This is a genomic window from Micromonospora desertarenae (assembly GCF_056150265.1).
In genome coordinates this window covers 148964-166222 of the sequence record NZ_JAXCFQ010000010.1, presented here as the reverse complement: position 1 = coordinate 166222, position 17259 = coordinate 148964, and the positions used below count along the sequence as shown (strand labels likewise).

The following is a 17259-nucleotide window of genomic DNA, read 5'->3' as shown; positions in this document are numbered from 1 at the left end:
AGGCGAGCTACTTCACATGACGGTGGGGGTCGCTGATCCCGCGCCGCCGGTCGACCGCCACGTACGAGCCCGGTTGGCTCTTCGCCACCGACTTCATCTCCGAGGCGACCGCGATCGCCTCCAGCGGGTTGGTGAAGCGCTTGCCGGCGTCCGAGACGGAGACGCCGATGGAGAGGGTGACCAGGGCGGCCCGCCGGATGTTGCCGCGGCGGTCCTTCAGCTCGACGTAGCCGCGGGCGGCGTCGTCCGGGTCGTAGAGCGCGTCGGCGGCCCGCTCGAAGTCGGTGGAGACCTTCGAGGTCAGCGGCAGGACCTGCTCCGGGGTGCAGACGATGACGAAGTCGTCGCCGCCGACGTGGCCGAGGAAGGCCGGCGGCAGGCCGACCGAGACCACCGCCCGGTGCAGGCAGCGGGCCAGCGCCGAGATGAAGTCGTCGCCGCGGACGAAGCCGTACCGGTCGTTGACGCTCTTGAACCGGTCGATGTCGATGTAGCCGACGGCGTAGTCGGCCCCGCTGCGGACCCGGTCGGCGATCTCCCGGCGGATCCGGCTGTTGCCGGGCAGCCCGGTCAGCGGCGAGACCTCCCGGAACTCCTTGTTGCGGCGCAGCGTGGAGCTGACCCGGGCGACCAGCTCGGCGGTGTCGAAGGGCTTGACCAGGTAGTCGTCGGCGCCGGCGCTGAGCCCGTTGACCTTGTCCGAGGTCATCCCCTTGGCGGTCAGCATGATCACCGGCAGGGCCGAGGTCATCGGGTCGGCGCGCAGCCGGCGGGTCAGCTCCAGCCCGTCGACGCGGGGCATCATCAGGTCCACCACCGCCAGGTCGGGCCGCTGCCGCTCGATCACCTCGAGCGCCTCCTGACCGTCGCTGGCGTGCAGCACCTCGAAGCCGTGCAGGCGGAGGTTGAACTCGACGAAACGCGCGATGTCCTCGTCGTCGTCGACGACGAGGATGACGTCCGGTCGCTCCTCCGCCGGGTCCACGTCAGGCCTCGGGGGCGGCGCGTTCCGCGAGGGCCCGCAGCCGGCGTACCGCCTCGGCGGGGTCGGCCGCGCCGTAGACGGCGGTGCCGGCGACGAAGGCGTCGGCACCGGCGGCGGCGGCCTGCTCGATGGTGTCGGCGGCGATCCCGCCGTCCACCTCGATGCGCAGCTCCAGGTGGCCGGCGGCCACGTGCCGGCGCGCGGCCCGGACCTTGTCCAGCAGCTGCGGGATGAACCGCTGGCCGCCGAAGCCGGCCTTGATCGTCATGATCAGCAGGGTGTCGAAGCTCGGCAGCAGCTCCAGGTACGGCTCGATCGGGGTGTCCCGGTCGATGGCCAGCCCGGCCTTGGCGCCGGCCGCGCGCAGGTCCTTGGCCAGCGCCACCGGGTCGTCGCACGCCTCGGCGTGGAAGGTGACGTTGTACGCCCCGGCGTCGGCGTAGCCCGGGGCCCAGCGCCGCGGATCCTCGATCATCAGGTGCACGTCGAACGGCAGCTCGGTGGCGGCCCGCAGGCTCTGCACCACGGGCAGGCCGATGGTCAGGTTCGGCACGAAGTGGTTGTCCATCACGTCGACGTGCAACCAGTCCGCGGCGTTCTCGACGGCGCGGACCTCTTCGGCGAGGCGGGCGAAATCGGCGGCCAGGATGCTCGGCGCGACGATCGGCGGCGGTACGGTCACGGGGCCAGTGTACGAACGCGGTGATCGGCCGCCCGCAGCGCGGCACCATGCGGGACACCCCGTGACCCGGCGGTGACCAATGGTGCAGAATTGGCCACCCAGGTCCGGGAAACCGGACGAAGAGTCACCTGCGACTGGCCGAACGACGGAAACGCGGCAAGACTCCATCAGGGACGGTGACGCGAGCCGCCCGTCCCCCGGCATCGCGCCGGTGGACGGTGGCCGTCAGCTCCGGGGAAGGGCGGACGATGCGACGGTGGCTGCTGGCGCTGACGATGGCCGGCACGGCGGTGGCGCTGCTGGCCGGTTGTGTCCGGCCCGGCGGGTCGGACGGCGACCTCACCGACGACTGGCCGGCGCTGCGGCCGCCGCAGATGTTCGTCCCGGCCAGCGGCGCCTGCCTGCCCCGGATCACCGCTGTCGTGCAGGCCAGCACCTACGAGACGGTGGACTGCTCGCGCAACCACCTGGCCGAGGCGATCCACGTCGGCACCTTCACCGGGTCGGCCGCGCAGGGTGACCGGCCGGAGCCGGGCTCGCCGGCACTGGGCACCGCCCGCCGGGAGTGCGACGAGCGGGTACGCGAGGCGCTCGGCGGCGACTGGCACGCCGCCCGCCTGACGCTGAACATCGCGCTGCCCTCCGCCCCCGCCTGGCGTGGCGGCGCCCGCTGGTTCCGCTGCGACCTCAGCGAGACCGACAGCATCGACAACACCCGCCCGGTCAACCGCACCGGGAGCCTGCGCGGTGCGATGATCGGCGACTCCCCGCTGGTGCACCGCTGCTTCGACCCCAAGCTGATCGGCGAGAACCTCAACTACATGGCGCCGGTGCTCTGCACCGAGCCGCACCGGGCCGAGTTCGTCGGGGTCTACGTGGAGCGGGACATGACCTGGGCGGAGTTCACCCGGGCCGCGCCGCAGGCGCACCGGCGCTGCATGGCGCTGATCGCCGCCTTCGCCGACGTGCCCAACAACAGCGACCTGCCGTACCGGGCGGGCTCGATCTTCTACCCGCCGTCGCAGCGCGAGTGGGAGGAGGGCGACCGGGGCGTGCGCTGCTTCCTGTGGAGCGACGACCGGAAGCTGACCCGGTCGATGCGGGGCGTCGGGCCGAAGGGCCTGCCGGCGATCTGAGCCGTCCCCGCCGCCGCACCGCGAGCCGTCCACGCCGCCGCGCCCCGATCGTCCACACCGCCGCACCGCCGGCACTCCGCGCCGCCCGTGGAAGGGAACGCCCGCGACCGGGCCGCGTGCCGTATGCTGCCGCACCGTGGCGCACCGGCCGGTCGGCATCCGGTGGCGGACCACGATCGGGGGAGGTCGGCGATGCGACGGTGGTGGACGGCGGTCGCGCTGGGCGCGGTGACGGCCCTGGCGCTGACCGGGTGCGGCGCACCGGCCGGAGTGGACGGCAACCTCACCGACGACTGGCCGGCCCCGGTCGCGCCGCAGGCGTTCGTCCCGGCCGCCGACGTCTGCCACGCCGGCTTCCAGGAGGTCGGCTACCTCAGCGGGTACAACCCGGTGGACTGCGGCGTGTCGCACCGGGTGGAAACGCTGCACGTGGGCACCCTCTCCGGCCCGGACGCCGACCGCGGCACGCCGCCGAAGGCCGGCTCGGCGGGCATGCGCTCCGCGCACGCGGCGTGCGGCAAGGCGGTGAACGAGGCGGTCGGCGGCGACTGGCGCTCGGGCCGGCTCGGCCTCACCGTGGTGTTCCCGTCGCCGGCCGCGTGGACCGGCGGGGCGCGCTGGTTCCGCTGCGACGTCAGCGAGATCCAGAGCCTCGACGACACCTCCGTCGGCCTGCGCGCGGGCAGCCTGCGCGGGGCGCTGCGGGGCGACTCGCCGCTGGCCTACCGCTGCTTCTCCCCCAAGCTGGAGAAGGGCCGCGTCGCGGAGATGCGGCCGGTGTCCTGCACCAGCAAGCACCGCGCCGAGTTCGTCGGCGTCTGGCACGCCCCCGAGACCAGCTACGCCGAGTTCCGGCGCACCAGCAAGCGGGTGCACCGGGCCTGCCGCACGCTGATCGCCAAGTACGCGAAGGTGCCCGACGACGGCAACCTCCAGTACCGGGTCGGCACGATCTTCTACCACCCGTTCGAGGAGGACTGGCAGGACGGCAACCGCGGCGTCCAGTGCTTCCTCTGGGTCAGCGACCGGACCCTCACCCGGTCGGTGCAGGGCGCCGGCAGCAAGGGCCTGCCGATCACCTGACCGGCGCGGCCCGGTGGGTCAGCCCGCGACCCACCCGGCGCGGGGTTCAGCTCCGGCGCAGCACCGCGAGGAACATCGCGTCGGTGCCATGGCGGTGCGGCCAGAGCTGCACCGTCGGCCCGTCGCCGAGCCCGGGCATCCCCGCCGGCAGCAGTGGACGGGCGTCGACGAAGTCGACCGGCACCCCGGCCCGGCGCGCCGACTCGGTGACCGTCACGTGCGTCTCCACGGTGTGCGGCGAACACGTCACGTACGCGACCAGGCCGCCGGGGCGCACCGCGCGCAGCGCCGCGGCGAGCAGCTCGCGCTGCAACCGGGTCAGCGGCGGCAGATCGGACGGCTGCCGCCGCCAGCGCGACTCCGGCCGGCGGCGCAGCGCGCCCAGCCCGGTGCACGGCGCGTCGACCAGCACCCGGTCGAAGTGGTCCACCGGCAGCTTCGGGTGGTCGCCGACCGCGCGCCCGTCGGTGTTCAGCACGGTCACCGGCAGGTCGCGGGTGGCCTGGGACACCAGCCGGGCCCGGTGCTCGGCCACCTCGACCGCGGTGAGCCGCCCGCCACGCTCCGCGACCAGCGCGCCGAGCAGCCCGGACTTGCCGCCCGGCCCGGCGCACAGGTCGAGCCAGCGCCCGTCCGGGCCGTCCAGCGGGGCCGTCGCCAGCGCGTTGGCCACCAGCTGGGAGCCCTCGTCCTGCACGTGCGCCCGCCCCTGCGCCAGCGCCGGCAGGTCACCGGGCGCGCCACCGGAGAGGTAGACGGCGTACGGCGAGAAGGCACCCGGTGCGCCGCCGACCTCGTCGGCCAGCTCCACCGGATCGGCCAGCCCCGGCCGCGCGCACAGGTGCACCGGCGGGCGCTCGTTGTCCTCGATCAGCAGCCGGGTGGTCTCGCCCAGGTCGCCGCCGAGCGCCTCGGCGAAGGCCCGCACGATCCACTGCGGGTGGCTGTACGCCAGCGCGAGGTGCCCGATCGGGTCGCTCTCCATCGGCGGGGCGAGCTGCCGTACCCAGGCGTCGGCGTCCCTGCCCGCCACCTCGCGCAGCACCGCGTTGGCGAACCCGGTGGCCCCCGGGCCGACCGCGCGGACCAGGTCGACCGTCGAGGAGACCGCCGCGTGCGCGGGCACCCGGGTGTGCAGCAGCTGGTACGCGCCGAGCCGCAGCGCGTCGCGGACCGGCGGGTCGATCCGCTGCACGTCGCGCCCGGCGGCGGCGGTCAGGATCGCGTCCAGGGTGCCGAGGTGGCGCAGCGTGCCGTAGGTCAGCTCGGTGGCGAAGGCGGCGTCCCGGCCGGTCAGCCCCGCGTCGCGCAGGATGGTCGGCAGCACCAGGTTGGCGTAGGCGTCGTCCCGGTGCACCGCCGCGACGGCCTCGTACGCCGCGTACCGCGGCAGGTCGACAGCGGGCCGCGGCGCCCGGCCGCCGTAGCGCCCGCCGCCCCGCGCCGGTCGCTCGGTACGCCGACCGGCCGGGGGCCGGCCCCCGCGCTCGCCGCCCCGACCCGCGCCGGGCCGCTCCTCGCGTCGGCCGGTCGGGTCCACCGCCGGTCGCTCGGCCGGCCCCGTCACGCGAGCACCTCGCCGGCGGCGACCCGAGCGCCCCGCGCCCAGTCGCTCGCCGGCATGGCCCGCTTGCCGGCCGCGCGCACCTCGCCGAGCGCCACCGGCACGGTGGCCGTGCCGGCCAGCACCCGGGACTTCTCCACCAGCAGCTCGCCCGGCTTCAGCTCGGGCCCGTTGGCCACCGGGCTGACCGGGCCGAGCTTGACCCGCTCGCCCCGGAAGGTGGTCCACGGGCCGGGCGCCGGGGTGCAGGCGCGGATCCGCCGGTCCACCGCGAACGCCGGCTCCGACCAGCGCACCCGGGCGTCCTCCACGGTGAGCTTCGGCGCCAGCGACACCCCGTCGGCGGGCTGCGGCTCGGCCCGGGCGGTGCCGTCGGCGATGGCGTCGAGCACCGCCACCAGCAGGCCCGCGCCGGAGTGGGCGAGCCGCTCCAGCAGGTCGCCGGAGGTGTCCGTGGGACGGATCTCGTCGGTCAGCGTGCCGTAGACGGGGCCGGTGTCCAGCCCCTCCTCCAGCTGGAAGACGCTGGCTCCGGTGATCTCGTCGCCGTGCAGCACGGCGTGCTGCACCGGCGCCGCGCCACGCCAGGCGGGCAGCAACGAGAAGTGCAGGTTGACCCAGCCGTGCCGGGGGATCTCCAGCGCGGCCGGCGGCACCAGCGCGCCGTAGGCGACCACGGGCACGCAGTCCGGGGCCAGCTCACGCAGCCGGTCCAGGAACTCCGGCTCGCGCGGGCGGGCCGGGGTGAGCACCGGTACCCCGTGCTCGTCGGCCCACGCGCCGACCGGGGACCGGACCAGGCCGCGGCCGCGCCCGGCGGGCGCGTCCGGCCGGGTGACCACGGCCACCAGCTCGTGCCGGGAGGCGGCCACCGCGGCCAGGGCCGGGACCGCGACGGCCGGCGTGCCGGCGAAGATCACCCGCACCGGCCGCTCACCGACCCAGGCCGAAGGGGCTGCTGCCGGCGGCGTGCGGGCTGAGCTTGACCGTCGGCGGGGCGGCCGGGTCGTACCACTCGGCCTGGCGGATCGCCTTCATCGCCTCCTTGCGCCCGGCCGGGTCGAGCCGGTCGACGAAGAGCACGCCGTCGAGGTGGTCGGTCTCGTGCTGCACGCACCGGGCCATCAGGCCGGTGCCGACGATCTGCAACGGGTCGCCGTAGCCGTTGAAGCCCTTGGCGATCACGTTCTGCCGCCGCTTGGTGTCGAAGTAGAGCCCGGGGATGGACAGGCAGCCCTCCGGGCCGTCCTGCTCCTCCTCGTCGGGGAACTCGAGCACCGGGTTGACCAGGTGGCCGAGCACGTCGTCGACGTCGAAGGTGAACACCCGCAGCCCCACGCCGAGCTGCGGCGCGGCGAGACCGGCGCCGTTCTGCTCGCGCATGGTGTCGGTCAGGTCGGCGATGAGCTTGCGCAGCTCGGCGTCGAAGTCGACCACCGGATCGGCCGGCGTGCGCAGCACCGGATCGCCGAACAGACGGATGGGCTGGACGGTCACGCGGGGTGGCTCCTTCACGGGTGGGACGACCTGTGCCGTACCAGTCTACGGAGTGCCGGGACGGCTCCCGGCCGGCGTACCGCGATCGGTGCCGGGGGCGACCGCCGCGACGCGCACCGGCAGCGTGTCGTAGCCGCGCAGGGTCAGCCGGGTGCGGTGCCGCGGCTCGCCGGCCAGGGCCAGGCCGGGCAGCCGGCGCAGCAGCAGCGGGAAGGCGACCCGGGCCTCCAGCCGGGCCAGTCCGGCGCCGAGGCAGTAGTGCGGGCCGGCCCCGAACGACAGCGGCTGCTGCTGCGCCCGCCCGGGGTCGAAGCGGGCCGGGTCCGGGTACCGCCGCGGGTCCCGGTTGGCCGCGCCGAGCAGCAGCAGCGCCCAGCTGCCGGCCGGCAGCTCGACCCCGCCGACGGTCGCCGGGGCGGTGCCCAGCCGGCTGGTCAGCTGCACCGGCGAGTCGTGGCGCAGCATCTCCTCGACGTAGTCGGGGGCGAGGTCGGGACGGGCCCGCAGCGCGTCGGCGTGGCGCGGGTGACGTAGCAGCACCACCAGGCCGTTGCCGAGCAGGTTGGTGGTGGTCTCGAAGCCGGCGACCAGCAGCACCACCAGGTTGGCCAGCAGCTCGTCGCCGGAGAGCCGGGCACCGTCGGCGTCGTGCGCCTGCACCAGCGCGGTGGTCAGGTCGTCGGCCGGGGCCCGGCGGCGGGCCGCGACCAACTCGGTGAAGTAGGCGCTGAGCTCGCGGGCGCCCTGGTCGGCGACGGCCAGCTCGGCCGGGGTGATCTCCGGCTCCAGCACCCCGGTCAGGTCCGCCGCCCAGCGCCGGAACAGCGGCCGGTCGGCGGCGGGCACGCCGAGCAGCGCGCAGATCACCCCGACCGGCAGCGGGTAGGCGAACTCGGTCACGAAGTCGACGGGTGCGCCGTCGCCGCCCCGCTCGCACATCGCGTCGACCAGGTCCTCGGCCTGCCCGGCGACCACCTCGCGCAGCGCGGCGACCCGCCGCGGGGTGAACGCGCCGGAGGCGAGCCGGCGCATCCGGCTGTGGTCCGGCGGGTTGGTCCGCAGCATCGACCGGGAGATCGAGGTCACCGCGGGGCTCTCCCGCCAGCCGGGCCAGAGCTGGTCGCGCAGCTCGTCGTCGAGCACCCCGAACCGCGGGTCGCGGAGGATCTCGTCGGCCTCGGCGTAGCCGGTCACCACGTAGTAGGCCGGGGCCGCCTCGATCACCGGCCCGTACGCGCGCAGCCGCTCGTACGTCGGGTAGGGGTCGACGCGCCCCCGCGGTGACATCAGCAGCGTCAGCGCCTCGGCGGCGTCCATGGTCGCCCTCCCCCGATCGACGGACCTCATCATCCCTCCGATCCGCCCGGCGGGCCATCCGCGGGCGCCGGCCGGAGCAGCTCCACCCGGTGCACCAACCGCGGGTCGGCCAGTGCCACCCCGACCAGGCCGGCGCCCGCCCGCACCACCCCGGCCGGGAGCACGGCCAGCCCGTGCCCGGCGGCCACCACCGCCAGCAGCCCCGCGACGTCCGTGCCGGGGTAGCGCACGTCGGCGCGGAACCCGTCGGCGCCGGCGACCGCGCGCAGTTGGGCCAGCGGGGCCGCGACCTCCGGCGCGTCGACCCAGCGGGCCAGGGCCAGGTCGGCGAGGGCGAGGCGGTGGCGGGCGGCCAGCGGATGGTCGGGGGGCAGCGCCACCACCACCGGCTCCACGCCGTGCACCTCGACCCGGGTCGGCCCGAGGTCGGCGCCGGGCAGCGGATCGTTGGGCGCGGCGAAGCCGTCGCGCAGTCCGAGGTCGAGCTCGTCAGTCGCGACCCGGCGCGGCAGGTCGGCGCGGGTGGTGACGTGCAGGGTCAGCGCGCCGCGCCGGCCGGTGGCCAACCGCGCCGCCGCGGCCACCACCAGCGGGGTGGCGCCGACGCGCAGCGGCCCCGGCCGCGGGGCGGCCAGCCGGGCCAGGTCGGCCCGCGCCGCGGCGAGCCGGAGCAGGATCGGCTCGGCGTACGCGAGCAGCCGGGTCCCGGCGACGGTCGGCGTCACCGGCCGGCGGTCCAGCAGGCGTACGCCGAGATCGGCCTCCAGGGCGGCGACGTGCTGGCTCACCGCCGACTGGGTGTAGCCGAGTTCCACGGCGGCCGCCGAGAACGACCGGAGGCGGGCGACGACGGTGAAGGTGCGCAGCAGGTGCGGGTCCACGGCGGATAAGTGTTCCTGATCCGGCCAGTACGGATCATCGTTGGACGTGATCGGCCGGGGCTGGCCACGATGGTCGGCATGACCTTCGCCGTTGCCCGGCTCGCCCTCGTCGGCGACCGCTCCCCCGCCGTCCGCTCGCACACGCGGGTGCCCGCCCTGCTGACCGCCCTGCGGGACCGGCACGGCACCGACCTGGAGGCGTACTGGATCCCCACCGAGGAGGCGGCGGCCAGCCGGCTCGCCGACTTCGACGGGATCTGGCTGCTGCCGGGCAGTCCCTACCGCAGCGAGGCCGGGGCGCTGCACGCCGTGCGCTGCGCCCGCACCGGGGGCATCCCGCTGCTGGCGACCTGCGGCGGGTTCCAGCACACCCTGCTGGAGTACGCCCGAGCGGTCTGCGGCCTGACCGACGTCGCGCACGGCGAGACCGCGCCGGACGCCCCGGACCTGCTCATCGAGCCGCTCGCCTGCGCGCTGCACGGCCACGAGGGGCCGGTGGTGTTCGCCGCCGGTTCGCTGGCGCAGCGGAGCACCGGCGCCGACCGCAGCACCGAGCGCTACCAGTGCGGCTACGGGCTGAACCCGCGCTACCTGGCGACCCTGGTCGAGCACGGCCTCCGGTTCACCGGGCACGACCCGCAGGGGCAGGTACGGGTCGCCGAACTGCCCGGGCATCCGTTCTTCCTGGCCACGCTCTTCCAGCCGGAGCTGGCCGGCGACGGCGACGAGCCGCACCCGATGGTGCGGGCCTTCGCGGCGGCGGTGGCGGCCCGGCGGTCACCGGCGGGCACCCCGGCCTGAGCCGGCCCCCGTCCGGCCGAACCGATCGGCCGGGTCGCCGCCCGCCCGCCCGGCCGTCGTCGCCGCCCGCCCGCCCGGCCGGCCGGCCGGCGGCGGATGACGGCGGTTGGCTCAGGCGCCCGCGCCCGGCTCTCCGGCCAGCACCGCGTCGCCGGCGTGCCGGGCGTGCACCGGCAGCGGCAGCTCGATCTTGTGGGCGGCCTCCCAGTCGTAGACCACGCCGGGCCGGACCTGGGCGGTGAAGTAGTCCACCGCGCTCATCCCGCCGACCACCGGCTCGTCCACCTCGGCGACCAGCTGCGCGGGCACCAGGCGGAAGCCGTTCTGCAGGGCGGCGCTGAGCCGGCGGTGGCCGTCGACCACGAAGAAGTACTCGCCGGTGTAGCCGATCTTCAGCGGCTCCAGCGCCTCGTCCCCGGCGGAGGCGACCTCGCCGACGAACTCGGAGTCCCAGAGCCCGCGCAGGGTGGCGATGTCCTCGGTCGGGTAGACCCGGGCCGGATCGAGCAGCAGCAGCGGCGGGGCGTCGCGCAGCACCTCCGCGCCGAGCCGGCCCTCGTACGCGTCGATGATGTGCTCGACCACCTCGGCGGCGGACGCCCGGGTGGTGTCGCAGATCAGGTCGTAGTTGCGCAGCCGGGCCTTGTCCACCCCGTAGCGGACCAGGAACCGGCCCCGCTCGCTCTCGCTGCGCTCCTTCAGCTTGGCGCGGGCCTCGTCCAGCGAGGTGTAGCTCTCGGCCGGGCCGGACGGCCGGGCCAGCACCCGGCGGGCCGCCTCGGTCGGCTCGGTGATCATGTGCACCTTGAGCGCGTCGGTGAAGAAGTGCCACGCCAACCGGGAGTCCATGACCAGCCGCTCGCCCGAGGCGGCGATGTCGCGCTGGAGCTGGTCGACGTAGCCGTCGACCGCCTGGTCGAGTTCGGCGTGCAGGTTGAGCTGCAACGCGGTCATCTGCCGCTGCTGCGCCATCTCGCGGTAGAGGTCGCCGACGCTGACCCGGCGCAGCCCGAGCCGCTTGGCGATCTCCACCGACACCGTGCTCTTGCCGCTGCCGAGGTCACCGTTGAAGACGATCGACTGACGAACGGTCACGACTGGTCCACCCCTGATCACCGGCTGTTGGACATCCCGACACCGCGCCGACCGACGCGTTCGGCGCCACCGTCGCGCCACCTGCGGCAGCTCCAGCTCGGCGCGCCTGACGCCGCGCCGCGACCTGGAGCCGTCGTACGCCCGGGCATGACGGGCGATGCTATCACCTCATGGCCAGGGGTTTCCCGGACACCGGGTGCGATCCGGGGTCGGTGGCGGGGCGGATCCGCGCTCCCCGGCCACCGGTGGCCACCCGCCGGGTCGCTCAGAAGAGGGCCAGCGGGTCGACCTGGAGGCGGACCGGATCGGTGGCCTTGCGCGCGGTGCGGACCCCGGCGGCGGAGTGCAGCGCCTCGGCCAGCGCGGCGGCCCGGGCCCGGGGCACCCGGACCAGCATCCGCTCCCGCTCCCCGTCCGCCGGCACCGGCCCGAGCAGCTCGGCCTCGGCGGGCAGCCGGGCCTCGGCCAGCAGGTCCGCCACCGCGGCCGGCTGGCCGGTCACGCTGGCCATCCGCACCGCCGGCGGGAAGCCCAGCTCGCGCCGCTCGGCCAGTTCGCGTTCGGCGAACCAGGCGGCGTCCCAGCGCAGCAGCGCCTGCACCGGGGCGAGCGCGCCGTCGGCGACCACCACCACCCGGCCGCCGGCCGGTCCCGGCCGGGCCAGCGCGGCGGCGGCCAGCCAGCGGCGCAGCGCCTCCTCCCCGGCCCGCAGGTCGGCCCGGGTGAGCAGGGCCCAGGAGTCGAGCAGCAGCACCGCGCCGTAGCCGCCGTCGGCGACCGGTTCGGCGCCCGGGGTGGCGATCACCAGGCCGGCGCCGCCGGGCACGGCGGCGAGCACCTCCTCCCGGCCGGAGGTGCGCACCGGCACGCCCGGGAACGCCCGCCCCAGCTCCTCGGCGGTGCGCCGGGCGCCGGTGACCGAGGCGCGCAGCCGCCGGCCACCGCACTGCGGGCAGGCGTACGCGGCGGCGACCCGGCCGCACCAGCGGCAGGCGGGGGTGCCGGCGGCGGACGGCAGGGCGAGCGGGCCGGCGCAGTGCGGGCAGCGCGCCGGGGTCCGGCAGTCGGCGCAGGCCACCGCCGGCAGGTAGCCGCGGCGCGGCACCTGGACCAGCACCGGCCGGTCGGCGCGCAGCGCGTCCCGGGCGGTGGTCCAGGCCAGGCTGGGCAGCCGGGCGCTGGCGGCCTGCGGGTCACGCGCCAACTGAGGATCGTCGCCGGTCGGCGCTATCGCCGGCATCCGCGCGCGCACGGTGGCCCGGTCGGCCACCACCTCCCGGGCCCAGCCCGTCTCCACCAGCAGTTGCCCCTCGGCCGTGCGGGTGTACCCACCGACCAGGGCGGCCGCCTCACCCAGTTGGGCCCGGGTGAGCAGCACCTCCCGGGCGTGCGGGTAGGGCGCCCGCGGCTCGGCGTGCAGGTCGTCCCCGTCGTCCCAGATGGCGACCAGGCCGAGCCGGTCCACCGGGGCGAACATCGCCGCCCGCGTACCGATCACCACCGGCACGTCGCCGCGCCGGGCGGAGAGGAACGCCCGGTAGCGCCGGGCGGGGCCGAGGGCGGCGGAGAGGCAGACGTGCCGGCCGGGGCCGAGCCTGGCGGTCAGCGCGGCGTCGAGGCGGTCCAGGTCGCGGTTGTCGGCGACCACCACCAGCGCACCCCGGCCGCCGGCCACGGTCGCGGCGACCGCCTCGGCGTAGCGGGCGGGCCAGTCCTCGCCCGGCAGCGCCGACCAGACCGCCCGCGGCGCCCGGCCCTCGGCCAGCGCCCGGAGCAGGGCCGGCCCGGCCGGGTAGTCCCGCCAGCCGTGCGGGTCGGGCATCGTCACCGGGCCGGCGGCTGCTCCCCCGGCTCCCGCACCGGCGGGCTCCGCACCGGCAGCCGCACCGGGAGGCCGCGACGCGGCACCCTGACCGGGCGACGCCGCCGTGGCGTCCGTACCGGCAGGCCGCGGCGCGGCGTCCTGACCGGGCGCCTCCGTGGTGGCGTCCGCGTCGGCGGGGTCTGGCGTGGCAGCCGGGCTGCCGGGCACCGGCGGCGTGTCCGGGTCGTCGCCGCCCGCCCCGGCGGTCTCGCCCTCGGCGGCGCGGGCGCGGACGTCCTTCTCCACCCGGGCGTGCCGGGGCGGCACGGCCAGCCGGAGCACGTCGGCGAGGCTGCCGGCGTACCGGTCGGCGACCGCGCGGGCCAGCCGGGCCACCTCGGGCGCCAGCACCGGCTCCGGGGAGACCACCTTCTCCAGGTACGCCAGCCGCCCGGTGTGCCCGGAGTCGTCGCCCCGGGACAGCAGCCAGCCGTCCACCAACTGCCCGGCGAAGCGGACCTTCACCCGCACCCCGGGGGTGGCGTCGGCGTCCAGTTCGGCCGGCACCAGGTAGTCGAAGGGCCGGTCCAGGTGGGCCAGGGGCACGTCCACGCAGACGCGAGCGACCGGCGACCCGTCCGCGGGCCGCCGGTCGCTACGCCTGGTGCCGGTCAGGCTCCCGCGGCCGACTTGAGGTCGGCGGCCCGGTCGGTGCTCTCCCAGGTCAGGTCGGGCAGCTCCCGGCCGAAGTGGCCGTACGCCGCGGTCTGCCGGTAGATCGGGCGGAGCAGGTTGAGGTCCCGGATGATGGCGGCCGGGCGCAGGTCGAACACCTCGGTCACCGCCTTCTCGATCGAGGTGACCGGCACCGTCTCGGTGCCGAACGTCTCGATGAAGAGGCTGACCGGGTGGGCCTTGCCGATCGCGTACGCGACCTGCGCCTCGCAGCGCTCGGCCAGGCCGGCGGCCACCACGTTCTTGGCCACCCAGCGCATCGCGTACGCGGCCGAGCGGTCCACCTTCGACGGGTCCTTGCCGGAGAAGGCGCCACCGCCGTGCCGGGCGTAGCCGCCGTAGGTGTCCACGATGATCTTGCGGCCGGTCAGGCCGGCGTCACCCATCGGGCCACCGATCTCGAACCGGCCGGTCGGGTTGACCAGCAGCCGGTAACCCTCGGTGTCCAGCCCGAGGCTCTCCAGCTCGGGGGCGATGACGTGCTCGCGCACGTCCGGGGTGAGCAGCGACTCCAGCGAGATGTCCGCGGCGTGCTGGCTGGACACGACCACCGTGTTGAGCCGCACCGGGCGCAGCCCGTCGTACTCGATGGTGACCTGGGTCTTGCCGTCCGGACGCAGGTACGGGATGGTGCCGTCCTTGCGTACGGCGGCGAGGCGGCGGGCCAGCCGGTGCGCGAGCGCGATCGGCAGCGGCATCAGTTCCGGCGTCTCCGAGCAAGCGAAGCCGAACATCATGCCCTGGTCACCGGCGCCCTGCGCGTCCAGGGCGCTCTCCGAGGCGCCGGTGCGCAGCTCGAAGGCGTTGTCGACGCCCTGGGCGATGTCCGGGGACTGGTTGCCGATGGAGACGCTCACGCCGCACGAGGCCCCGTCGAAGCCCTTCTTCGACGAGTCGTAGCCGATCCCGAGGATGGTCTCCCGGACGATGGTCGGGATGTCGGCGTACGCCTTGGTGGTGACCTCGCCGGCCACGTGCACCTGGCCGGTGGTGATGAGGGTCTCCACCGCGACCCGGCTGTGCGGGTCCTGGCTGAGCAGCGCGTCCAGGATCCCGTCGCTGATCTGGTCGGCGATCTTGTCCGGGTGGCCTTCCGTGACCGATTCGGACGTGAAGAGGCGGCGTGTCACGGCACTCCTAAGCTATGGAAAAGTCGTTCCGCGGCAGTGTAGTCACCACCGTCCGCGCAGCGCGCGCTGGTCAGTGTTCGGTACCACCCGTCAGGAAGGACCGGCCAGCCGGGTCACCACGAGGTCCCAGACGCCGTCGGCCAGATCCTCCTTCGACTGCTCGGGCATCCGGCTGACCGAGCCGTCCGCGCCGATGACGGTCGCCGCGTTGGTCTCGGCGCCGAAGACCTTGTCCGGCCCGACCTCGTTGATCACGATGAGGTCGGCTCGCTTGCGGGCGAGCTTGGCCCGGCCGTTGGCCTCGGCGTCGCCGGTCTCGGCGGCGAACACCACCAGCACCTGCTCCGGCCGACGGCGCCGGCCCAGCTCGGCCGCGATGTCCGGGTTGGTGACCAGCTCGATGGTTGGCGCGCTGCCGTCGTCCGACTTCTTGATTTTGCCAGTCGCGTAGGTCGCCGGCCGGAAATCGGCCGGAGCGGCCGCCATCACCACCGCGTCGGCCGCCTCGGCGGCGGCGAGGGTGGCCTGGCGCAGCTCCTCGGTGGTGCCGACCCGGACCAGGTCCACACCGGCCGGGTCCGGCAGCGCGACGTTGGCCGAGACCAGGGTGACCCGGGCGCCCCGGGCCACGGCGGTGCGGGCGAACGCGTAGCCCTGCTTGCCGGAGGACCGGTTGCCCAGGAAGCGGACCGGGTCCAGCGGTTCCCGGGTGCCGCCGGCGGTGACCACCACCCGGCGGCCGGCCAGGTCGGCCGGGGCGGCGGCGCCCCGGGCCAGGGCCCGGCGGGCGACCGCGAAGATCTCCGCCGGATCCGGCAGCCGGCCCTTGCCGGTGTCGGCGCCGGTGAGCCGGCCGACGGCGGGCTCGATCACCCGCACGCCGCGGGCGCGCAGCGTGGCCACGTTGGCGACGGTGGCCGGGTGCTCCCACATCTCGGTGTGCATGGCGGGCGCCAGCACCACCGGGCAGCGGGCGGTGAGCAGGGTGTTGGTGAGCAGGTCGTCGGCGAGGCCGTGGGCGGCCTTGGCGAGCAGGTCGGCGGTGGCCGGCGCGACCACCACCAGGTCGGCCTGCTGGCCGAGGCGCACGTGCGGCACCTCGTGCACGTCCGACCAGACCTCGTCGGCGACCGGCTGGCCGGAGAGCGCCGCCCAGGTCGGCGCCCCGACGAAGCGGAGCGCCGACGCGGTCGGCACGACCCGGACCCGGTGGCCGGACTCGGTGAACAGCCGCAGCAGCTCGCACGCCTTGTAGGCGGCGATGCCGCCACCGACCCCGAGGACGATCCGGGGGGACATCGGCGCGGGGCGGGTTACGGCTGGTCGGTCGGCTCGGCGGTGAGCAGGCCCGCGTTGATCTCGCGCATGGCGATGGAGAGCGGCTTCTCCTGCGGGGTGGTCTCGACCAGCGGGCCGACGTACTCCAGCAGGCCCTCACCGAGCTGGCTGTAGTAGGCGTTGACCTGACGGGCGCGCTTGGCGGCGAAGATGACCAGCGCGTACTTCGACGTGGTCTTCTCGAGGAGCTCGTCGATCGGCGGGTTGGTGATGCCCTCGGGGTTGGTGGCGATGGATCCCACGAATGAACCTCTGCGTCTGGAGAACCGCTCGGAGCGGCTACGTCGCCCGACCGCCCAGCGGCGACCGGGCCGGAGCCGGTAACGAAGAACCGAGCAAGCCTACCAGCTCGGTGACCGTGCGCTCGGTCAGGTCGTGCACCACGACGGCGTCGGTCTCTGCCAGGGTGGCCGGCGCCGGGTCGAATCCGGGCGGGACGAGCAGGACCAGGCGGGCGTCGGGGAGCACCGCCCGGACGCCGATCGCGCCGGGCAGGTCCAGCGGGAGCAGCACCGGCTGCCCGGCGGCCAGCCGGGCCCGCACCTGCGCCGCGGGCGTGCCGCGCGCGTACGGGCCGATCCGGCTCCACTCCAGCAGCTCGCCGGCGGCGGCCATCCGGTCGAACTCGACCGGGTCGCAGAAGAGCCGGTCGGTGCCGGGCCGCTCGCCCGCCCGGGGTGGGCGGGTGGTGGCCGGCACCGGGCTCCACACGGCGGGAGAACGCGCCCGGACCAACTCGACGACACTCTCCCGGCCGGTGCCCGAAGGTCCGGCCAGGACAGTGAGCCGAGCCGCCGGGCGCGCCTCGCCTTCCGTGCTCACTGCTTGTTTCTACACGCCGCCAGACTCAGTTGGCGGAGAACTCTCCAAGCAGTGCCTTGCGCTGCTGCTCGCCGAGGCCACGCAGGCGACGGCTGTCGGCGATCTTGAGCTTCTCCATGATCTGGGTGGCCCGGATCTTGCCGATACCCGGCATCGCCTGCAGGACGGCGGACACCTTGAGCTTGCCGACGACGTCGTCGGACTCGGCCCGCTCGAGGACGGCTCCGAGGGTGGTCTTGCCCTGCTTGAGCTGCTCCTTCAGCTCAGCGCGGGCCTTGCGGATCTCCGCAGCCTTCTCGAGCGCGGCTGCGCGCTGCTCTGGGGTCAGTGACGGGAGCGGCACCAGTTCTCCTCAGGTCCCTATCGCGACGGGCGGGACGCACCGCCGC

Annotated in this window: 17 protein-coding genes; 3 read left to right on the top strand and 14 right to left on the bottom strand. The window is 75.6% G+C overall.

Annotated features, from left to right (window positions below):
• Nucleotides 1-7: 7 nt before the first annotated feature.
• Nucleotides 8-1093: a GGDEF domain-containing response regulator gene (locus SM577_RS21300; RefSeq protein WP_474587792.1), complete on the bottom strand. Its 1086-nt coding sequence runs from the start codon at nucleotides 1091-1093 to the stop codon at nucleotides 8-10.
• The gene (gene rpe, locus SM577_RS21295) at nucleotides 987-1667 is read right to left on the bottom strand and encodes a ribulose-phosphate 3-epimerase (protein WP_474581998.1); all 681 of its coding nucleotides are present in this window, start codon (nucleotides 1665-1667) and stop codon (nucleotides 987-989) included. Before rpe ends, SM577_RS21300 begins: the two co-directional genes overlap by 107 nt.
• Before the next feature lie 248 nt (nucleotides 1668-1915).
• On the opposite strand from rpe, the gene SM577_RS21290 reads away from it, so the two are divergent.
• A complete protein-coding gene (locus SM577_RS21290; protein ID WP_302921170.1) occupies nucleotides 1916-2803 on the top strand; it encodes a septum formation family protein in 888 nt (295 codons plus the stop codon).
• A gap of 192 nt (nucleotides 2804-2995) precedes the next feature.
• Nucleotides 2996-3886, top strand: a complete 891-nt coding sequence (locus tag SM577_RS21285) for a septum formation family protein (RefSeq protein WP_474581996.1) — start codon at nucleotides 2996-2998, stop codon at nucleotides 3884-3886.
• Nucleotides 3887-3932: 46 nt separating this feature from the next.
• Here SM577_RS21285 and SM577_RS21280 read toward each other — a convergent pair whose 3' ends face one another.
• Genes SM577_RS21280 through SM577_RS21260 form a run of 5 tightly spaced genes read right to left on the bottom strand, consistent with a single transcriptional unit; the run spans nucleotide 3933 to nucleotide 9145 of the window.
• On the bottom strand, nucleotides 3933-5453 hold the full coding sequence (locus tag SM577_RS21280) for an RsmB/NOP family class I SAM-dependent RNA methyltransferase (protein WP_302921168.1): 1521 nt from the start codon (nucleotides 5451-5453) through the stop codon (nucleotides 3933-3935).
• Complete coding sequence (fmt, locus tag SM577_RS21275; RefSeq protein WP_302921167.1) at nucleotides 5450-6376, bottom strand: methionyl-tRNA formyltransferase; 927 nt, start codon at nucleotides 6374-6376, stop codon at nucleotides 5450-5452. Before fmt ends, SM577_RS21280 begins: the two co-directional genes overlap by 4 nt.
• A gap of 7 nt (nucleotides 6377-6383) precedes the next feature.
• Nucleotides 6384-6947 carry a peptide deformylase gene (def, locus tag SM577_RS21270; protein ID WP_109900787.1) on the bottom strand — a complete coding sequence of 188 codons (564 nt, stop codon included), beginning with the start codon at nucleotides 6945-6947 and terminating at the stop codon, nucleotides 6384-6386.
• A 45-nt stretch (nucleotides 6948-6992) separates the two neighbouring features.
• Nucleotides 6993-8264, bottom strand: a complete 1272-nt coding sequence (locus tag SM577_RS21265) for a cytochrome P450 (RefSeq protein WP_474587791.1) — start codon at nucleotides 8262-8264, stop codon at nucleotides 6993-6995.
• A 29-nt stretch (nucleotides 8265-8293) separates the two neighbouring features.
• A complete protein-coding gene (locus SM577_RS21260) occupies nucleotides 8294-9145 on the bottom strand; it encodes a LysR family transcriptional regulator (RefSeq protein ID WP_474587790.1) in 852 nt (283 codons plus the stop codon).
• Nucleotides 9146-9223: 78 nt separating this feature from the next.
• On the opposite strand from SM577_RS21260, the gene SM577_RS21255 reads away from it, so the two are divergent.
• On the top strand, nucleotides 9224-9946 hold the full coding sequence (locus tag SM577_RS21255) for a CTP synthase C-terminal region-related (seleno)protein (protein ID WP_302921164.1): 723 nt from the start codon (nucleotides 9224-9226) through the stop codon (nucleotides 9944-9946).
• 111 nt (nucleotides 9947-10057) lie between these two features.
• Here the strand turns inward: SM577_RS21255 and SM577_RS21250 are convergent, their stop codons facing one another.
• The 7 genes from SM577_RS21250 to mihF form a co-directional block, all read right to left on the bottom strand.
• Nucleotides 10058-11041: an AAA family ATPase gene (locus tag SM577_RS21250; protein ID WP_302921163.1), complete on the bottom strand. Its 984-nt coding sequence runs from the start codon at nucleotides 11039-11041 to the stop codon at nucleotides 10058-10060.
• Between the two features lie 265 nt (nucleotides 11042-11306).
• The gene (locus SM577_RS21245; protein WP_474587789.1) at nucleotides 11307-13457 is read right to left on the bottom strand and encodes a primosomal protein N'; all 2151 of its coding nucleotides are present in this window, start codon (nucleotides 13455-13457) and stop codon (nucleotides 11307-11309) included.
• Nucleotides 13458-13516: 59 nt separating this feature from the next.
• The gene (gene metK, locus SM577_RS21240; protein WP_088994794.1) at nucleotides 13517-14710 is read right to left on the bottom strand and encodes a methionine adenosyltransferase; all 1194 of its coding nucleotides are present in this window, start codon (nucleotides 14708-14710) and stop codon (nucleotides 13517-13519) included.
• 90 nt (nucleotides 14711-14800) lie between these two features.
• The gene (gene coaBC / locus SM577_RS21235) at nucleotides 14801-16009 is read right to left on the bottom strand and encodes a bifunctional phosphopantothenoylcysteine decarboxylase/phosphopantothenate--cysteine ligase CoaBC (protein ID WP_302921159.1); all 1209 of its coding nucleotides are present in this window, start codon (nucleotides 16007-16009) and stop codon (nucleotides 14801-14803) included.
• 14 nt (nucleotides 16010-16023) lie between these two features.
• A complete protein-coding gene (gene rpoZ / locus SM577_RS21230) occupies nucleotides 16024-16290 on the bottom strand; it encodes a DNA-directed RNA polymerase subunit omega (protein WP_013285517.1) in 267 nt (88 codons plus the stop codon).
• A gap of 37 nt (nucleotides 16291-16327) precedes the next feature.
• Nucleotides 16328-16870, bottom strand: coding sequence for a nucleoside/nucleotide kinase family protein (locus tag SM577_RS21225; protein WP_302921158.1), 543 nt, complete (start codon nucleotides 16868-16870; stop codon nucleotides 16328-16330).
• Between the two features lie 25 nt (nucleotides 16871-16895).
• Nucleotides 16896-17213: an integration host factor, actinobacterial type gene (mihF, locus tag SM577_RS21220; RefSeq protein ID WP_088994797.1), complete on the bottom strand. Its 318-nt coding sequence runs from the start codon at nucleotides 17211-17213 to the stop codon at nucleotides 16896-16898.
• Between the last annotated feature and the right edge of the window lie 46 nt (nucleotides 17214-17259).

What these genes read in the sequence shown, in the direction of transcription:
- SM577_RS21255 (WP_302921164.1), top strand. Translation starts at nt 9,224, where the DNA reads ATGACCTTCGCCGTTGCCCGGCTCGCCCTCGTCGGCGACCGCTCCCCC.
- SM577_RS21265 (WP_474587791.1), bottom strand. Translation starts at nt 8,264, where the DNA reads ATGGACGCCGCCGAGGCGCTGACGCTGCTGATGTCACCGCGGGGGCGC.
- SM577_RS21285 (WP_474581996.1), top strand. Translation starts at nt 2,996, where the DNA reads ATGCGACGGTGGTGGACGGCGGTCGCGCTGGGCGCGGTGACGGCCCTG.
- SM577_RS21290 (WP_302921170.1), top strand. Translation starts at nt 1,916, where the DNA reads ATGCGACGGTGGCTGCTGGCGCTGACGATGGCCGGCACGGCGGTGGCG.
- coaBC (WP_302921159.1), bottom strand. Translation starts at nt 16,009, where the DNA reads ATGTCCCCCCGGATCGTCCTCGGGGTCGGTGGCGGCATCGCCGCCTAC.